The 17150-nt window shown below is 64.7% G+C and carries 14 protein-coding genes; 3 read left to right on the top strand and 11 right to left on the bottom strand.

The annotated features are described in order from the left end of the window. Positions 1 to 11: 11 nt before the first annotated feature. On the bottom strand, positions 12 to 800 hold the full coding sequence (locus tag OU426_RS14710) for a crotonase/enoyl-CoA hydratase family protein (protein WP_267634798.1): 789 nt from the start codon (positions 798 to 800) through the stop codon (positions 12 to 14). An 84-nt stretch (positions 801 to 884) separates the two neighbouring features. Here OU426_RS14710 and OU426_RS14705 point away from each other — a divergent pair, with 84 nt between their 5' ends. Further along, positions 885 to 1466 (top strand): TetR/AcrR family transcriptional regulator, encoded by a 582-nt coding sequence (locus tag OU426_RS14705; RefSeq protein ID WP_267634796.1) that lies wholly within the window; start codon positions 885 to 887, stop codon positions 1464 to 1466. Between the two features lie 5 nt (positions 1467 to 1471). Here the strand turns inward: OU426_RS14705 and OU426_RS14700 are convergent, their stop codons facing one another. From OU426_RS14700 to OU426_RS14660, 9 genes are all read right to left on the bottom strand, one after another. Next, on the bottom strand, positions 1472 to 3445 hold the full coding sequence (locus OU426_RS14700; RefSeq protein ID WP_267634795.1) for a beta-galactosidase: 1974 nt from the start codon (positions 3443 to 3445) through the stop codon (positions 1472 to 1474). Next, complete coding sequence (locus OU426_RS14695; protein ID WP_267634794.1) at positions 3442 to 6489, bottom strand: aminotransferase class III-fold pyridoxal phosphate-dependent enzyme; 3048 nt, start codon at positions 6487 to 6489, stop codon at positions 3442 to 3444. Before OU426_RS14695 ends, OU426_RS14700 begins: the two co-directional genes overlap by 4 nt. Continuing rightward, positions 6490 to 7542 (bottom strand): LacI family DNA-binding transcriptional regulator, encoded by a 1053-nt coding sequence (locus tag OU426_RS14690; RefSeq protein ID WP_267634792.1) that lies wholly within the window; start codon positions 7540 to 7542, stop codon positions 6490 to 6492. Further along, positions 7539 to 9224 (bottom strand): amylo-alpha-1,6-glucosidase, encoded by a 1686-nt coding sequence (locus OU426_RS14685; protein WP_267634791.1) that lies wholly within the window; start codon positions 9222 to 9224, stop codon positions 7539 to 7541. The genes OU426_RS14690 and OU426_RS14685 overlap by 4 nt, the downstream gene beginning before the upstream one ends. Further along, on the bottom strand, positions 9225 to 10037 hold the full coding sequence (locus tag OU426_RS14680) for a carbohydrate ABC transporter permease (protein ID WP_267634790.1): 813 nt from the start codon (positions 10035 to 10037) through the stop codon (positions 9225 to 9227). After that, entirely contained in the window at positions 10030 to 10968 is a 939-nt protein-coding gene (locus OU426_RS14675; RefSeq protein WP_267634789.1) for a carbohydrate ABC transporter permease, read from the bottom strand. The genes OU426_RS14680 and OU426_RS14675 overlap by 8 nt, the downstream gene beginning before the upstream one ends. Before the next feature lie 28 nt (positions 10969 to 10996). After that, positions 10997 to 12229 carry an ABC transporter substrate-binding protein gene (locus OU426_RS14670; RefSeq protein ID WP_267634788.1) on the bottom strand — a complete coding sequence of 411 codons (1233 nt, stop codon included), beginning with the start codon at positions 12227 to 12229 and terminating at the stop codon, positions 10997 to 10999. A gap of 38 nt (positions 12230 to 12267) precedes the next feature. Next, entirely contained in the window at positions 12268 to 13389 is a 1122-nt protein-coding gene (locus OU426_RS14665) for an ABC transporter ATP-binding protein (RefSeq protein ID WP_267634787.1), read from the bottom strand. 108 nt (positions 13390 to 13497) lie between these two features. Beyond that, positions 13498 to 14127: a helix-turn-helix domain-containing protein gene (locus OU426_RS14660; protein ID WP_267634786.1), complete on the bottom strand. Its 630-nt coding sequence runs from the start codon at positions 14125 to 14127 to the stop codon at positions 13498 to 13500. A gap of 65 nt (positions 14128 to 14192) precedes the next feature. Between OU426_RS14660 and OU426_RS14655 the strand changes: the two genes are divergently transcribed. Together OU426_RS14655 and OU426_RS14650 are read left to right on the top strand one after the other, a co-directional pair. Further along, positions 14193 to 15515: an aspartate aminotransferase family protein gene (locus tag OU426_RS14655; RefSeq protein WP_267634785.1), complete on the top strand. Its 1323-nt coding sequence runs from the start codon at positions 14193 to 14195 to the stop codon at positions 15513 to 15515. After that, entirely contained in the window at positions 15512 to 16276 is a 765-nt protein-coding gene (locus tag OU426_RS14650) for a pyrroline-5-carboxylate reductase dimerization domain-containing protein (RefSeq protein ID WP_267634784.1), read from the top strand. The genes OU426_RS14655 and OU426_RS14650 overlap by 4 nt, the downstream gene beginning before the upstream one ends. Before the next feature lie 99 nt (positions 16277 to 16375). On the opposite strand, the gene OU426_RS14645 is transcribed toward OU426_RS14650, so the two are convergent. Beyond that, positions 16376 to 17035 (bottom strand): TetR family transcriptional regulator, encoded by a 660-nt coding sequence (locus tag OU426_RS14645; protein WP_267634783.1) that lies wholly within the window; start codon positions 17033 to 17035, stop codon positions 16376 to 16378. Positions 17036 to 17150: the final 115 nt, after the last annotated feature.

Raw genomic sequence — 17150 nt, 5'->3', positions numbered from 1 at the left:
TTTCTATCGCCCTACCGCCCGCGCCAGTCGGCGGGGCGGCGGTCTTGCCAGGCCATCAGGCCTTCGGGCAGGTCCTCGCTTGGCACCATGCGGGCGAATTGCATGGCCTCGACCAAAAGCCCTTCGGCGATCGGCTGGTTCAGGCCGCGGGTGACCGCGGTCATCACGGTTGCGATTGCCAGCGGGGAATGACGCAGGATGCGCCGCGCGAGGCCCTCAGCTGCAGCCATCAGGGTCTCGTCCGGCACGACGTCATTCACCAGTCCAAGCTCCAGCGCCCGGTCGGCGGTGAAGGGTTCGCCCGTCAGAAGCAGTTCCATCGCCCGCTTGCGGCCTGCAAGGCGCGGCAGGCGCTGGGTGCCGCCGAAGGTGGGCGGCATGCCGAGCTTGATCTCGGGTTTTGCAAACAGTGCCGAGGCGGCCGCGATGGATAGGGGGGCGGCTTCAGTGATCTCGCAGCCGCCGCCATAGGCCAGCCCGTTTACCGCGACGATGATCGGTTTGGCGAAAGCCTCGATCCGCGCGGTCAGCCGTTGACCGCGGGCGACGAACTCCTGCAGGGCGGCATCTGTCCCGCGCCGGACGCTTTGCGCGAATTCGGGAATGTCGCCGCCCGCTGAGAAGGCACGGCCTGCCCCGGTCAGGATCACGGCGCCGACCGAAGGGTCGGTCTCGATCCGGTCGAGCGCGGCGAGAAGCTCGTCGATCATGGCGTAGCTCAGCGCGTTCAGTTTTTCAGGCCGGTTGAGCGTGATCGTCGCGATCCGGTCTCTCTGGGTTAACGAGATATGGGTCCACATGGCGCGTCCTTTCAGGGCTTTACGCGCCAAGTCTGTTGCAGGAGGGGATTTGTTTATACTCACTAGTCGGTATACATTGCCGCCATGAACGATCCGCCCGACACCAGAAGCCGCATCGTATCTGCCGCAGCCGATCTCTTTTACGGCGAGGGTATCCGCGCGGTCAGCGTCGATGCGATCGCCGAGCGCGCCGGGGTGACGAAGCGGACGCTCTACTATCATTTCGACAGCAAGGATCAGCTGGTTGCCGCGTACCTGAGCGAACGCGATCAGCCGAACCTAAAGCTGTTCCAGAACTGGTATCGCCGGGCCGAGGGCGACGCCGAGAAGGGCGTCCGCATCATTTTCGCCCAGCTCGCAAAGGCAGCGAATAACCGCAAATGGAACGGTTGCGGCTTCCTGCGCACGGCGGCGGAGCTTGCCAACATGCCTGGCCACCCCGCAATTCTGGTGGCGCGCACCCACAAGAAACGGGTGGAGGGCTGGCTGTCAGGCGCCTTGTCCGCCGCCGGATATCAGGCGGCAGATGATCTCGCGCGGCAGGTGATGCTGCTTCTCGACGGGGCCTTCGCGCTCGTGCTTATGCACCGCGACCCGGCCTATATGCTGGCGGCGGGCGAGGCAGCGGCGACGCTCTTGCGCGCGGCGGCGTCGCGGCAAACCTGACCCGGTCAATCTATCCAGACCGCCACCCCCGCCGGGGGCAGCAGACGGTCGCCGATCAACAGTTGTGCCACGGGCGGCAGGGGCAAGTCAGCCGCATCCGGGCCGTAGTTGAAGGCGAAGGTCAGCCCGCCGCGGCGCGTCAGGCGCAGGTCGCCGAGGTCGGGCAGGTGAGCAACTCCGGCCCAGTCGAGTACATCGGCGATGATCTCGCGCAGCGCGTCGGGGGCGGGCAGGGTGGCCAGATAGCGCGCGCGGTCATTGCCGATCAACGCGGGCGCGCCGTCGCGATAGTCGCCCGCGAAGGTCGCCAGCACCTGCTCACGCGTCTCGACCGTCTCGCGCCAGCGCCGCGCGGCATGGCGTCGGTTGCCGATCTGCAGCTCTTCGCGATGATAGTCCGGCAGGCTTTCGACCCGCGTCACCCGCATGTCGATCAGCCGCGCCAGACATCCCGGCGCAAGGGTCGCAGGCGTCTGCATCGCTTCGGTCTTCGAGCCCGAACGGGGCCCGAACAGCACCTTTGCACCCGAGGCCGCGATCCGCTCGACGAAGGCCGGATCGGCGATCATCAGGTCGGGCGCGACGATCAGGCGGTAGCCGGCCAGGTCTGAATGCTGGCCGATCACGTCGACATCCAGGCCAAGCCGCCGCAAAGCCCCGTACCAGTCAAGCGCCACATGCGCGACGCGGTAATTCTGGCCCTGCGGCAGGGTCTCTGCCCCCCAGCGCGAGGGGTAATCGAAGAGAAAAGCGACCGGCGCCTGCGCGCGGGGGCCGCAGGGCGGCAGGGCGGCGGCCTCTGCCACCACCTGCGCGATTTCGTGAAAGGCCTGATCAGGTGTGCTGTCGGGATGAAGCAGCGCCGCGTGGAACTGTTCCTGCGCGAAAGGGGCCTGCCGCCAGCGGAAATAGCTGACCATCTCGCAGCCATGGGCATAGGCGAGCCAGGTCCAGAGACGCACCATCCCGTCGGCGGGGGCCTGATTGTTCGTGGCCCAGTTCACCGGCCCCGGCTGCTGTTCCATCACCCACATCCGGCCACGCCCGACGGCCCGATAAAGATCGTGGTTGAAGCTTGTCTGGTCGGGATCGCCCACCCGCAGATAGCGCGCCTTGTCCGCCTCGCTCAGCCGGCCATGAACAAGGCCGCCCAGCGGATAGACGTCCCACGAGGCGATATCGAGGTCTTCGCCCACGGCGAAATGGTCGAAAGCCGTGTGCTGGTTCATGTAATTATGCGTGACCGGGCGGCCGGGCGACAGGGCGCGGATGATCTCGACCTGCGCCTTGTTGAAGCTTTTCACCTGATCCGAGGAAAAGCGCATGAAATCGACGCGGTGGGTCGGGCTTGGTTCCTCGACCAGATTGTTCGGCAGCTCGATCTGGTCGAAGCCCTGATAGGTCATCGACCAGAAGCTGGTGCCCCAGGCCGCGTTCAACGCCTCGATCGTGCCGTAGCGGTCCTCGAGCCACAGCCGGAAGGCGCGCTCGGCTGACGGCGAATAGGAATGGATCGTATCGTGATCGCCATATTCATTGTCGGTCTGCCAGGCATGTACATGGGGGTTCCGGCCATAGCGCCCGGCCACCTCGCCGGTGATCCTTGCCGCCTCTTCCCGGTAGCGGATCGAGGAAAAGCAATAGTGCCGCCGCGCGCCGAACTTGCGGACGGTACCATCTTCGGCCACCGGCAGGATCTCGGGGTAGAGGTCCACGAGCCACTTGGGCGGCGCGGCGGTGGGGGTGCAGAGGATTACCTTCAATCCGGCGGACCCCAGCGTCTCGACCGCACGGTCCAGCCAGTCCCAGTCGAAATGCCCGGGGCGGGGCTCGATCTTCGCCCAGGCGAATTCGGCGATCCGCACCCATGTGAGGCCAAGCGCCACCATGCGCGCGGCATCCTCGGCCCATTTCGCCTCGGGCCATTGTTCGGGGTAATAGCAGACACCGAGGTCGGGGCCCCGCGTCAGGTCGGTCATGTCAGTCTTCCTTGCCCAAGCGCGGTCAGCACGGCTTCGGTCGCAGCCAGAAGCCGGTCGGCCTCAGCCCGGCCGAAGACCATGGGCGGCTTGAATTTCAGGACATTGTCTAAGGGACCATCCGTCGAGGCGAGAACCCCCAACCGACGCATATGGTTGACGACCAGCCCGGCCTCGTCGGTCGCTGGCTCCAGCGTCGCGCGGTCGCGTACCAGTTCGACGCCCAGGAACAGGCCCGCGCCGCGCACGTCACCGATGATGGGGAAGCGCGTCTGCATGTCGGCGAACCGGTCAAGCAGATAGGCCCCCGTCTCCAGCGCTTTTGCCTGCAGCCCCTCGGCCTCGATCACGTCCATGACAGCATGGCCCACCGCCATCGACACCGGATTGCCGCCGAAGGAATTGAAATATTCCATCCCGTTCGCGAAGCGCCGGGCAAGGTCGGGGGTAGTGACCACGCAGGCGAGCGGGTGGCCGTTGCCGATGGGCTTGCCCATCACCACGATGTCAGGCGTGACGCCCTGCAGTTCGAACCCCCAGAAATGAGAGCCCACGCGCCCGAAGCCGCATTGCACCTCGTCGGCAATAACGACGCCCCCGCCCGCCCGCACCTGATCATAGACCGAGGCGAGGTAGCCCGGCGGATAGATCACCTGCCCCCCCACGCCCGAGATGCTTTCGGCGATGAAGGTCGCAGCGCGGGTGCCGGTTTTGGCTTGAATAGAGTCTAATTGCCGTCCGACATCCGCCGCGTAAGCACGCCCCGCCGCCTCGGTCATGCCCTTGTGCGGGCCGCGGTAGGGGTCGGGAAATTCCGCGATCTCGACGAAGTCGGGCTGCGGGAAGCCGCCCTTGCGCTTGAACTTGTAGGGGCTGATTTCGACCATGCCGCCAGAATTGCCGTGATAGGCCCAGTCAAGCACCACGGTCGATTTCTTGCCAAGCGCAGTGCGGGCGATGCGCAGCGCCAGCTCGTTCGCCTCGGTGCCGGAATTGACGAAATAGGCAACCTTCAGATCGCCGGGCAGCTTCGCGGTGATCCGGTCGCCCAGATCCAGGATCAGGTTCGAGAGGTAACGCGCATTGGTGTTCAGCGTTACCGCCTGCCGCGCGATGGCCTCGGTCACCGCCGGATGGCAATGGCCGATATGGGTGATGTTGTTGACCGCATCCAGATAGGCCCGCCCGGTGTGGTCATAAAGGTAAGCACCCCGCCCGCGCACGATCTTCAGCTTGTCGCGGTACGAGACAGAAAGCGACGGTCCCAGCCGCTCTGCCCGCCGCGCCATGAGCTTTTCAGGCGGATCAGGGTCTATGTCGAACGATTCCGGCGCCAGCCGCAGGATCAGGTTCGGGTCGATGCAAATGCCCGACCAGACATCCCACAGGCTGTCGTGCCCGACGCCGAAGAAATTGCCCGCCGTCTGCGCCAGCATGTCGGTCATGGTCTGGAAATGCACATGCGGCGCCCAGCCGCCGTTCTCGTGCCAGTCGCCCAGATGCGCGATCAGCTGCCCCGCCTCGACCCGGTCACCCACCTTGCAAAGGCCCGGCAGCGAACCACCCAGATGGCCATAAAGCGTCCAGAACGGCACGCCGCCCGCGTCATGTTCCAGGATCAGCGTATGGCCATAATCCAGCGGATCGGCATTGTAGGTGACGAAGGCCACCTTGCCCGGCAGCGGGGCAAAGACCGGGGTTCCGGCTGGCGCGAAGACATCAATGCCCAGATGCCGGGTGCGGCGTTCGGGGCTCGCCGCATCGGCGAACTGGTCGGTCGCATAGACCCGGCGCTTTTCGCCGTAGGAGCCGAACCCATAGAAGGCCTCGCCCTGGGGCAGGGCTGCGGGGCGCTGCGCTTCAAACCAGCCATCGAACGCCCGGTCGGAAAAGGCGGGCATGCCGGCATGTTCGCCATTCGTCAAAAGCGCCATCCGCGCCGAGGTGCGAAGATCGGGCTCAAAGGGCGAAAAAGGCTCTGTTCCGGCCAAAAACGCCGCGATCCGCGCCTGATTGCGCGTGGCGGCGAAACCGGCGGCGCGGCGGAACAAGGCCACCATGAATTCCGGGTCGATCCGGTCCAGCCGTTCCAGAAGCGCAAAGGCCGGGGCCTGCGAGATCAGAAGATAGTCATTTTCCGGATGCAACCGCGACTGGTGCGAGGAAATGCAGACCGACGCCGCCAGCCGCATGCGCATGAGGTCGTAAAGAACCTCTGCCTCCGCCTCCAGCAGCGGAAATTCTGCGACATAGGCCGAGATGATCGCGCGGGCGGCGGCATAGATGTCGGGCGTGTCCAAAAGCGCATAGGCCAGCGTGATCGCCAGCTCATTCACCGTCCGGCCGAAGCACATGTCGCCGAAATCGATCAGCCCCGCGATCTCGTCCGGCGCATCGGCTCGGACGATGACATTGTTGTCGTTTGCATCCTGATGCAGGACCGAGGCGCGCAAGGCGGGCAGGCGCGGGGCAATGCGGGTCGCGTAGCGGGCGAACAGCCCCTCGACCAGCGCCCGTCGCGCCGGGTCGGCGATATCTGCCGCCCAGGGTGCCAGCCCCGCAACATGGTCGAGCGACCAGTAGAAATCCGGGCGGAAGGCGGCCGCATGACCAAAGCCCTGCAGCCCGCGCGACACCCGGCCCATGAAGGCGCCGAGGTTTGCAAGCTGCGTCAGTGTCCGCGGCGCCTCCGACATCGGCTGGCCATCGATCCAGGTGACAAGCCGGACAAGATGCGCTGCCCCGTCCTGCTCCAGCGCCGCGCAATCGGCGCCGTCGCGCGTCCGCACAATCCGCGGCAGCCCGGCAACGCCCGCCTTCTCCAGATGCGCCATCGTCGCGTTCTGCAGCGCGATCTGCGCCGGGTCCTCGCCCGCATTGGCGATCTTCAGCACATAGGTCCCGTCCGGCCCCTTGATCCGCGCATTTTGGTCGCGTTCCGAGGCGAGCGGCCGGGCCTGGCCTGCGATGCCAAAGCGATCGCGGACAAGGCGCTCAAGCGCCTCGGTCGACAGGGCGGGCGGGGCATGCAGGAAGGCGGACATTCAGGGTCTTTCAATGGTGCGCAGCCGGTCGTCGCTGCGTTCGATCAGGTCGGGCATCAGAAGGGTTTGCAGCCGCTCGGGCGGCTCGCCGGCCATCACCTTCAGGATATGGCGGCCAAGCAGTTCGGCCGGCCGGGTGATGGGCAGGTAGAAGGTGGTGAGCGGCGGAGTGAAATAGGCCGAGACGTTCAGATCGTCGGTCGCGTTGATCACCGCGTCGCGGCCATGCACCAGCCCGCAGGCGGCAAAGCCTGACAGCGCGCCAAGCGCCGAGGCTTCGTTCGCGCAGATATAGGCGGTGGGCGGATCCTTCAGCGCATGCATGATCATCACCTGTTCCCGCCCGAAACCGGGGGTCAGGATGCCATGGGCGACCAGTGCCGGGTCATAGTCTATTCCGGCCGATTTGAGCATGTCTTGGTAGGTCGCAAGCCGGGTGCGGCCATAGCTCAGATGTTCGCCGGGGTTGATCAGCGCGATGCGCCGGTGACCCCGGTCGAAAAGCCGCTGCATCGCGGTACGGACGATCCCCTCGTTGTCGCTGTCGACGAAGGCGTGCGGCGCATGGGCTTCGGTCGTGCCATAGGTGACGAAAGGAAAATCCGCCTCCTGCAGCAGCCGCACCCGCCCGTCGTCGGGCCTTGTGCCGGAAAAGATCACGCCGTCGGCCAGCCGGTTCCTGATGATCCGGCGCACAGTGTCCTGCGCCTCGTTGTAATCGCGGATCGGGTAAAGCGCGACGCGGTAGCGCGTGCCCTCCATCGCATGCGAGATGCCAGACAGAAGCTGGGCATATTCGACGCCTTCCCATTCGACCAGATCACTGGTGGGCGTCGTCATCAGGATCGCCACCTGATAGGTCTTGCCGGTTCGAAGCTGCACGCCGTGCAGGTTCGTCGAATAGCCGACCTTGCGCGCCGCCTCTTCGACGATGGCGCGGGTTTCGGGCCGGACCTCGGGCGACTGGCGCAGCGCCTTCGACACGGTCGCCGTCGACAGGCCGGTCATCGCGCAGATCGTCTTGATCGTCGGTCTTGCCTGCCCGCCGTTCATGGCCGCCCCCCGCTCGTTTCCCCACCCTCTTCTAGCGAGGCGGCAAGCCATAGGTAAACCGCGGATGTCCAGGCAAAGGCGCGATCGCGCAGCCCCGTGCCCGAAAGAGCATCGAAATTCTCGGCCATGCCGGATTTTTCACACATCCGGCAGAAGCGGCGGGCGATGTCGCGGGCGAGTGTCACCTCACCCTGGCGCATCAGCCCGTCCCACAGAAGCATCGTCGTGGGCGCCCAGATCGGGCCCCGCCAATAGCCGTCGGCCTCGTAAAGCGGGCTTGCCGTGCTTTCCGTTGCGGGGCCCCAATCGCTGATCCAGCCGCCCGCCTTCAAGCGGCCGATCAGCTTGGCCGCCATCTCGCGCGGCAGGCGCGGACCAAGGAGGAGGGGCATGAATCCGATCAGGCTTTGATCCGTCCGCAGCCGCGCAGGGTCGGCGGCGAGTCGTGTGCCGAAGGTCTCGCCGGTCCAAAGATTGGCGATCAGCTGGCTGTAAAGCTGCCCGGCTTCGGCCTGCCAGGCGGCGGAGCGTTCTCGGTCGAGGCTTGCAAGGCAGTCGCAGGCGAGGATCAGGAAGGTCGGCAGGTCTGGGGTGATGACCGGCCCGCCCTCGGCGAAGAAGGTCGCATTGTCCCAGCCGGAATCATTGCCGTGGAAATAGACGGGCAGGCTGGAGGCACCCTTGCGCGCATGGGTCAGCCAGTAGCCGACCTGGGCCGAAAACCATCCGACCAGCGCCTGTCGCCGGTCTTCGGTCAGCCAATCGGGGTGGCGCTCGATCAGCCGCAGCACCGCCCAGCCATGGACCGGGGGCTTGGTGAAGGCGAAGCTGACATCGCGGTCGTTCACGAAGTCGGGCAGAAGGCCCGAGGGGTGCTGATGATCGAAGATCGCGCCGAACTGGTCGAAGGCGAGGCCCTCGTCCATCGCCGCAACGCCAAGGGCCGAGAAGGCATTGTCCCAGGACCAGATGTTGATCATGTCGTTCTTCGACATGTAGATCGCGGGCCGCGTCAGCGCGCCTTCGGCGGGCACGGTATTGGCCCAGAGAAGATAAGCCGCCAGCCTGCGCGCTTCCTGTGTACCGCCCGCTGGCGTGCGGGCCAGCCAAGAGGCAAAATCAGATCCTGTTTCAGCCAAAACCGCGTCAAATCCGACCGATGCCGGGGGCGGCGGCAGGGCCGGGAAAAGGTCGATCGCCCCTTCGAACCCGGCGTCGCCGGAAAAGATCATCGCCACATTGTCCGCCCTGTCGCGGCGCCAGTCGCCGGTGACCGTCACCGCGCCTTTCGTCACGCGCGGCAGCAGGCGTGTGCTCTCAGCGGCTGCGACCAGACAATGGTCTCCCTGCGGTGTCCGGTAGGCATAATCGTATCGCGAGCCCGTCAAATCGAAGGCGACGCCCAGACCTTTGCCACGCAAGTGCAGCCGCTCGCCGTCGCCGATGCAAAACTCGACCCGGCCCTCCGCCGCCTCGGCCACCAGCCGCTCCGGCGCAAGCGTCCACGCGACCTCGCGACCCTTGCCATCCGGTCCGATGAAAGACACCCGGCAGAGCCGCCCCAGCGACGGCTTCAGATCGCCGCCCTTGACCGACCGCAGCCAGACCGCGCCCTCCATCGTGGACAAGGTCAGGAATCGGCCCCTGCGGCTGAAAGGGACATGGGCGAAATCGAACAGCATCTAGCCCTTCACCGACGAGCCAAGCGCGTTGTCCATGATGTAGCGCTGGGCATAGAAGAAGAGGGCGAGGGGCGGCAGGCAGAGGATGACCGTGATCGCCGCGATCGAGATGTAATCGACCTCGTGCAGACCCTTGAAGAGCGCCAACCCCAAAGGCAGCGTATAGGTCGACTGGTCGTTCAGGTAGATCAGCGGCCCAAGGTAATCGTTCCAGGCATTCATGAAATGGAACGTCCCCACCAGCACCAGCGCCGGCGCCATCAAGGGCAGATGGATGCGCCAATAGATCTGCCAGGCATTGGCCCCATCCATCCGCGCGGCCTCGTCGATCTCCATCGGGATCGTCATGATGTATTGCCTGAGAAGGAAGATGAAGAAGGCCTCGCCAAACCAGGCCGGAACGATCAAGGGCTTCAGCGTGTTGATCCAGCCGAGAAGATTGAACTCCATGTACAAGGGGATCATCTTCACGTCCCACGGGATCATCATCGTCGCGAGCAGAAGCACGAACAAAGGATCGCGGCCGCGGAAATGGAAGCGGGCGAACCCGTAGGCCACCAGCGAGGACGAGGCGAGTTGGCCGACGGTCGACAGCACGACCACGATCACCGAATTTTTCAGGAAGGTCGTGAAAGGCAGCGCCGTCCAGGCGTTCGAGAAGTTTTCCCATTTCAACTCGGCCGGCCAGAAGACCGGCGGATAGGCATAAAGCTCGGCCTCGGTCTTCAGCGCGGTGATCAGCGTCCAGACGAAGGGCGCAGCGAAGAGCGCGGTCAGGAAGATCAGCGCGGAATATCCAAGCGTCTTACGCATCGGCGTCGTCCTTTCTGGCCTGACCCTCGTAATAGACCCAGGCCGCCGACCAGCGCATGACCAGCATCGACAGGATCAGGATGATCAGGAACATCACCCAGCTCATCGCCGCCGCATAGCCCATGTCGTGAAAGCGGAAGGCGGTCTTGTAGATGTACATCGCGAAGAAATAGGTCGAATTGACCGGCCCGCCGTCAGTGAGAAGAAGCGCGATGGTCAATTGCTGGAAGGCTGAGATGATCGAGGTGATGAGCGTGAACAGGATCATCGGCGACAGCATCGGCAGGGTGATGTAGATGATCTGCGCCCAAGGTGGCACGCCCGACACCCGCGCGGCCTCGTAAAGCTCTTTCGGGATCGACTGCAAACCGGCCAGGAAGATCAGCATCGACCCGCCAAGACCCCAGAGGCTCGCGACCGTGATCGCGACGATGCCCCAGGTCCGGTCGCCCAGCCAGTTCGGCCCGTCGATGCCCACGAAGGACAGAAGATAGTTCAGCAGACCGTATTCGTTCGAATAGATCCAGGACCAGATCGTCACCAGCGCCACGCCCGAGATGACCGAGGGCAGGTAGAAGGCCGTCCGGTAGATCGCCGTGCCCCGAAGGTTCAGGTTCAAAAGCACGGCCAGCAGGAACGAGAGCACGATGTTGAGGGGCACGAAAAGGCCCGCGAACTTCACCGTGATCCAGAGGCTTTTCCAGAACTGCGGGTCGTCCTGCAACATCGTCCGATAATTCTCGAGCCCGATGAACTCCCGCGTCCCCACAATCGGCCAGTCGTGCAGGCTCATTACGAAGGAAAAGACCAGGGGCCCGAGGGTGAAGAACAGAAAACCCAGTATCCACGGAGAGATGAAGAGCCATGGCGTAATACCTGCGCCACGCGCCTTGCGCCGGGAGGGACGCGGGGTTGCGGGGGCGGTGGCCATGGTTCCCATCTCTCCGTGAATTCCGGGGTTACTTGAGGAAGCGGGCCGAGGCCGCGACGGCTTCGTCCAGATGCGCCTGGGCATTGCCCTGATCGATCATCGTTCCCTCGATCGCCACGGCAAGGTTTTCCTGGATGCGGCCCCATTCGGCATTCTTCAGGAAGGCAGGCGTGGTGCCGTCGCCACTGGCAAGCATCGCAAAGAACGGCGCGAACTTGGGATCGGTTGTCTTGCCCGAGCTTTCGGCGACGCTGTTGCGGATCGGCAGGTCATTCGTGCGCATGGCGACGGCTTCGGGCGAGGAGAAGAACTTGACGAATTCCCAAGCCAACTCCGGGTCATCGGCATCCTTGGCGATCGAGATGCCCGAGGCATTGATCGTGGATTTCACCGGTTTGTCGCCGAAGGCCGGAAGGACCGCGACGCCATAGTTCACACCGGATTCGTCAATGCCGCCCTTGTTCCACATCGCGCCTTCCAGCATCGCAAGCTTGCCCGTCTTGAACAGGCTCGATCCCGACGTCTCATCGCCGATGTTCAGCGCGATGGCTTCGCCGCTTTTCACCATGTCGGCGAACATGGTCAGCACTTCGGCTGCCTCGGGGCTGTTCATCACGCCATCAAGGGTCTTGCCATCATCCGAGATGTACTGGGCGCCGTTCGACCAGAAGAACTGTTCAAAGTCGAACGGATCGGGCTTGGCATCGACGGCAAAGCCGTAGGTCTTTTCGCCAGGATTGCTGAGTTTCGCGGCGGCCGCGCGCAGGTCCGCCCAGGTCCAGCCCGCGGCCGGTTCTGCAACGCCGGCAGCAGCCAGAAGGTCCTTGTTGTAGAAGATGACATGGGTGGTGAAGCCCACGGGCATGGCATAGGTCTTGCCCTCGATCACCGCGCCGTTCATCAGGCCCGGCGGGATGTCGGCAAGGTTCATCGCCTCGCCGTCGCGGGCGATCATGTCGTCCATCGGCATAAGCGCCTGATAATACGATGGATAATTCCACATATACATGACGTCGGGCGGGTCGCCCGCGCCCATCGCCGCCGTCAGCTTGTCGTCGTAGCCGTCGCCGTAAGCTTCGACCTGGACTTTCACGCCGGGGTTCGCCTCTTCGAACTTCCGCGCGATCGCTTCCTGGATCGCCAGGCTTTCGTCGCTGTCCCAGGTGGCAAAGCGCAGCACCTTGTCCTGTGCAAATCCCGCGCCGCCCCAGAAAACGGCCGTCAGGATGGCCGGGGCGATGATCAGGTGACGTCTCTTCATCGTTTCTCCTCCCAGAGAATGGGCCGTTCCGGGCCCGGTTAGATCTGAAGCAGTCGTTCGGTATCGGGGTCGAGCTTGCGCGGCAGCGCCTGGCCGGTCGGCGCAAACAGATGCGCGGCCTCGGCCGGGATGGTCAGGCCCACGCGGTCATGGGTGCGGCCGGGGTGCGTGCCGTCGGTGATGATCACCAGCGCCGTGCCGTCATCCAGCGCGACATGGACATGGCTTTCCGTGCCCAGCCGCTCCACCAGCCGGACGGTGCCGGTCAGATGGCCCGCGTCCGGCGCGCCGATCTTCAGCTGATCGGGGCGGATGCCCAGCGTCAGGTCGCCCGGTACATCCACCGGCGCCGCCAGTTCGACCGCGACCGGCCGGTTGAAGGACGGGCAGCTGACCGTGACGCCCAAACCGTCTTGTCCGGCCGGCCGGGCGGTCAGGAAATTCATCTTCGGGCTGCCGATGAAACCCGCCACGAACAGGTTCGCCGGGCGGTGGAACAGCTCCAGGGGGCTGCCGAACTGGCTGACCTTGCCCTTGTCCAGCACGACGACCCGGTTCGACAGGGTCATCGCCTCGACCTGGTCATGGGTCACATAGACCATCGTCACGCCCAGCCGTTCGTGCAACGCCGCGAGTTCCGCCCGCATTGTCACCCTGAGGCCCGCATCGAGGTTCGACAGCGGCTCGTCCAGCAGGAACAGCTTCGGCTTCCGGACGATCGCCCGCCCGATCGCCACCCGCTGGCGCTGCCCGCCCGACAGTTGCTTGGGCTTGCGGTCCAGAAGCTCGGTGATGCGCAGCACCTCGGCCGCCTCCGTCACCCGCCGCTCGATCTCGTCCGCCTTCATCCCGTTCAAGGACAGGCCGAACGACATGTTCTTGCGCACGTTCATATGCGGATAAAGCGCGTAATTCTGGAAAACCATCGCGATGTCGCGCTTGGCCGAGGGCAGGTCGGTGATCTCGCGATCTCCCAGATGGATCGCCCCGTCGGTCAGCTCCTCCAGCCCCGCGATCGAGCGCAGCAGCGTCGATTTCCCGCAGCCCGAGGGGCCAAGGAAAGACACGAACTCGCCGTCGCGGATATCAAGGTCGATGCCCTTCAGCACGTCGACCGCGCCAAACGACTTGCGCAGGTTTTCTATCCTCAGGCCAGCCAAAGGTCGCAATCTCCCCCCAAGGGCGCCACGCGATGATTCGTGCGCTTTTGGCAAATGTAAACGTTTATATTTTTGATAACTAGCTTTTTCTTCAGGGTCCGAAGATTTTTAACCTGTCGTCTGGCGATCCAGGTCCGGAAGGGCGCCGTCCCGCTCGGCAAACACATAAAGGCACCGGCACACCTCCGGCCCCGCGCTCAAACAGGCATGCGGCATCGCCCCGTCGAAATGCACCGTATCGCCGGGTCCAAGGACCGCCGTCTCATAGCCTTCGGTATGCAGCGCCAGCCGCCCCGACAGCACATGCAGCATGTCGTCGGTCTCATGCCGGTTCCAGGGTCCGAAGGCGTCGATGTCGGTTTCGGTGAATTCGACGATCATCGCCTGAAACCCCCGCCCCTTGATCTGCGCCCCAAGCGGCCAAAGCCGGTTCTTCGCATCCTCGACCGGCTCGCCCGGCAATCCGCGTTCGATCACCAGCCGTCCGGCCAGCCGCGGTGCCTCGGGCCGTACGAGATCCGACAGGTCGCAGCCGAACCCCCGCGCGATCTTCAGCAATATCTCGAAGGTCGGCGACAGAAGCCCGTTCTCGATCTTCGACAGCGTCGAGCGCGCAAACCCTGCCCGGTCGGCCAGCGCCTGCTGGTTCCAGCCGCGCACCTCGCGCCAGCGGCGAATACGGGCGGCAAGCGCCTCGTGCGCTTCAGTCTGCCTTGGTCGGTCGGTCAGTGGCGGCATGTTTGACTCCCTGATGTTCCTATAATAACATCTGGTTCGGAAAATTTACAAGACAGGGGGCAAGAATGGCCGGACCAAGATCGGAAGCGCTCTTCGAACGCGGGCGCAAGGTGCTGGTCGAAGGCGTCTCCTCGGCCTCGCGCGGGCCGGCCGCCTTCGGCACAACACCGCGCTACATGTCCCACGGCCAGGGCGCCCGGCTCTATGATGTCGATGGCCGCGCATATATCGACTGGATGATGGCCTTCGGCGCGCTGCCCCTCGGCCATGCCCATCCGAAGATCGCCGAAGTCCTCGCCCGCGAAGGTGCGCGCGGCAGCCATTTCGCCACCGCGCTCGAGGTCGAGGTCGAGGTGGCCGAAATGCTGGTGAACCTCCTCCCCCATGTCGACAAGGTCCGCTTCGCCAACACCGGGACCGAGGCGGCGATGGGCGCCTTCCGCCTCGCGCGCGGCCATACCGGACGGCGCAAGATCATCAAGTTCGAAGGCCATTATCACGGCTGGTGGGATGCGGTCCTGCTGAACACCAACCCCTATCCGCCCACGCTCCTCGGCCATCCGAACGACCCGATCCGCATCCCCGACTCGTCCGGCATCCCCGAGGAAGCCTGGAAGGACACGATCGTCGTCCGCTGGAACGATGTCGAGGCGTTGGAATGCGCGATGGCCTTGCACGGGCGCGACGCCGCCTGCGTCGTGACCGAAGGGGTCATGGCGAACATGGGGGTTATCCCGCCGAAACCCGGCTATCTCAACCGCATGCAGGAGCTCAGCCGCCAGTATGGCGCGCTCTTCTACCTCGACGAAACCGTCACCGGCTTCCGCCTCGCCGCCGGTGGCTGCGCCGAACTTTACGGGCTTTCCCCCGACATCGTCACCTATGGCAAGGCGCTGGGCGGCGGGCTGCCCATGGCAATGATCGGCGGGCGGGACGAGATCATGGCGGGCCTCGAATGGGGCAAGGTCCTGCATTTCGGCACGCACAATGCCGGCCGCCTCGCGCTGCATGTGACGAAGGTGATGCTCGAGGAGATGCTCGCCGACGATCAGGCCGGTTTCCGCCGCATCAAGAACCTCGGCAAGGCGATGGCGGACGAGATTCGCAAGGTCGCAAAGCATTCCAACCGCCATGCAGTGATCTGCCAGGGCGTCAACTCGATGTTTCAGATCTTCTTCACCGAGGTGGAGGAAATCGCCGACTACCGCGATTTCTGCCGCCATGTGGATCGCGTGAAGTTCCGCGACTTCGCCGTCCGGCTGATGGACAAGGGCATCTACATGAACCCCTCCGCAACGCTTCACTCGCTCTCTTCCATCGTCCATACCGAGGATGACATCGCTCTGACCGCGCAGGCCATCGCCGAAGTGCTGGAGGAAATGCCATGACCACGGTCGGTTTTCTGGGTGTCGGCGGCCTTGTCGGCCTCCTCATGCGCGGCCTCCAGGGTTCGCCCTATGACTTCCTCCTCTCGCCGCGCGGCGCCGAAACGGCTGGCCGGCTTGCCGCCGATCATGGCTGCGCCATCGCCGCCAGCAATCAGGAGGTCGTGGACCGCTCGGACGCCCTCTTCGTCGCGCTGCCCGCCGCCTCCGGCGCGGACGAGCTTGCCCGCCTGACCTTCCGCCCCGGCCAGCCGGTCCTCTCAGCGATGGCCGGTACCGGCCTCGCCCGGCTGCAAGAGGTCATCGGCCCGGCGAAGCCCACGATCGGCATGATGCCCGGCTATGCCAATGCCTATCGCCTCGGCCCCTCGATCCTCTGCCCCGACGATACATTCTGGCGCGGCTTCCTATCTCACATCGGTCCGGTCCACGTTTTCGCAGACGAACAGACCTTCACCGCCGCCGCCACCTTCGGCGCCTTCTCCGGCGCGACGGTGGGCTGGATGACCCATATCATCCGCTGGTTCGAAGCCCAGGGCCTTCCGCCCGACACCGCCCGCGCCCTCGTCGCGGGAACGCTTCGCGGCAATGCCGAGGTCCTTCTCAACGAAAACCGCCCGCTCGCCGACATCGCCAAGGGCGTCACCACCCCTGGCGGCATCACCCTGCAACTTCTCGACATCCTGACCAGCCACGGCGCCCTTGATGCCTGGGACGAAGGCCTCGACGCCGTCCTCAGGCGCATTTCCGGCCCGGCGGCCTGACACCCTCATGCTCTTTCGTTCCTAAATATCCCGGAGGGGGTTCGGGGGAGGCAGAGCCTCCCCCGGCGGATCGGCCGGGCGCAGCCCGGACGACATCCTTCAGACGATCAGCCCGTCCGGCCCGAAATGCTTGGGAAACAGCGCCGCCGCGCAGGCATGCACCGTTCCCAGCGCCTCTTCCTGATCATAAGGCGTGCTGACCGTCATCATGTCCAGCCATACGCCTTCGGTCGTCACACGCAGCACCCGCGCCGCCCGGATCGGATCGTAGGGGTAACCGCCCTCGGCCTTCAGCTCGACGCACAGCTCTTCCATCGCCGCCTGATAGGCCGCGTCATTCGCGCCGCAATGGTCCTGGTAAAGCGGCCGGCACTGCGCCTCGCCCCAGAAGGCGCACCAGGCCGACAGCTTCGCTTGCGTATAGATCGACGGATTGAAATCGGCCCGCAGCATCGCGTCCAGCCGGTGGGCCGGGGCAGGGCCCGCATCGGCCAGCGCCTGGGTCCAGTTGTCACGATATTCCTCGGCCAGGAACAGCAGCGTCTCGGACAGAAGCTTTTCCTTGCTCTGGAAATGAAAGTTCACCAGCCCGTGCGACAGCCCCGCTTGGCTCGCCACATCCGTCAGGGTCGTGCGCGCATACCCCCGAACCGCGATCGTCTCGATCGTGGCGTCGATCAGCTGCTGGCGCCGGGTCTCGCGGCTCAGTTTCCGCGGCGGCTTCTGGGCGGCCTCCGTGCTGGCGGCGCTTTGATCCATTCCGGGTCCTTCGGGTTCCTGAATTGACCGCATAGATAGAGCGTCATCCGAACTCTGCAAGCTGTTTTCATTCATTTTGGATGACCAGTCAATATTCTGATTGACAGCTCAGTCA

It is taken from the genome of Frigidibacter sp. RF13 (assembly GCF_026626305.1).
Lineage (GTDB): Bacteria > Pseudomonadota > Alphaproteobacteria > Rhodobacterales > Rhodobacteraceae > TMP-24.
Note: the sequence above shows the minus strand (reverse complement) of the source record. Positions and strands in the feature narration are given on the sequence as shown.

Coding starts and splice junctions, on each gene's coding strand:
- OU426_RS14675 (WP_267634789.1), bottom strand. CDS start 10,968: ATGGCCACCGCCCCCGCAACCCCGCGTCCCTCCCGGCGCAAGGCGCGT.
- OU426_RS14660 (WP_267634786.1), bottom strand. CDS start 14,127: ATGCCGCCACTGACCGACCGACCAAGGCAGACTGAAGCGCACGAGGCG.
- OU426_RS14670 (WP_267634788.1), bottom strand. CDS start 12,229: ATGAAGAGACGTCACCTGATCATCGCCCCGGCCATCCTGACGGCCGTT.
- OU426_RS14705 (WP_267634796.1), top strand. CDS start 885: ATGAACGATCCGCCCGACACCAGAAGCCGCATCGTATCTGCCGCAGCC.
- OU426_RS14695 (WP_267634794.1), bottom strand. CDS start 6,489: ATGTCCGCCTTCCTGCATGCCCCGCCCGCCCTGTCGACCGAGGCGCTT.
- OU426_RS14710 (WP_267634798.1), bottom strand. CDS start 800: ATGTGGACCCATATCTCGTTAACCCAGAGAGACCGGATCGCGACGATC.
- OU426_RS14645 (WP_267634783.1), bottom strand. CDS start 17,035: ATGGATCAAAGCGCCGCCAGCACGGAGGCCGCCCAGAAGCCGCCGCGG.
- OU426_RS14680 (WP_267634790.1), bottom strand. CDS start 10,037: ATGCGTAAGACGCTTGGATATTCCGCGCTGATCTTCCTGACCGCGCTC.
- OU426_RS14685 (WP_267634791.1), bottom strand. CDS start 9,224: ATGCTGTTCGATTTCGCCCATGTCCCTTTCAGCCGCAGGGGCCGATTC.
- OU426_RS14700 (WP_267634795.1), bottom strand. CDS start 3,445: ATGACCGACCTGACGCGGGGCCCCGACCTCGGTGTCTGCTATTACCCC.
- OU426_RS14690 (WP_267634792.1), bottom strand. CDS start 7,542: ATGAACGGCGGGCAGGCAAGACCGACGATCAAGACGATCTGCGCGATG.
- OU426_RS14655 (WP_267634785.1), top strand. CDS start 14,193: ATGGCCGGACCAAGATCGGAAGCGCTCTTCGAACGCGGGCGCAAGGTG.
- OU426_RS14650 (WP_267634784.1), top strand. CDS start 15,512: ATGACCACGGTCGGTTTTCTGGGTGTCGGCGGCCTTGTCGGCCTCCTC.